At 71.8% G+C, this 220-nt stretch carries 1 protein-coding gene; it reads left to right on the top strand.

Going from position 1 to position 220, the window contains the following annotated elements:
* Positions 1–19: 19 nt before the first annotated feature.
* Positions 20–133, top strand: coding sequence for an IS66 family transposase (locus AC2CHE_RS27095; RefSeq protein WP_484507644.1), 114 nt, complete (start codon positions 20–22; stop codon positions 131–133).
* Positions 134–220: the final 87 nt, after the last annotated feature.

Below are 220 nucleotides of genomic sequence, written 5' to 3' on the forward strand. Positions count from 1 at the left end.
CGACATCGACGCCGGTGGGGTGCTGCCCGGGTTCACCGGCGCCCTGGTGCGTGACGGCTACGCCGCCTACCGGCATCTGACCGATGCCGAGCACGCCTGGTGCGGGGCGCAGGGTCATTGCGTTGTCGGATAGACGCTGGTCACGGCGGTGATGAGGTCGTGTGGGCGGCGGTTGGCGCGTCGGGTGGCGCGGGCGATGTTGGCCTCGCCGTTCGTGCGG

The organism is Micromonospora sp. ATLC16, assembly GCF_057196645.1.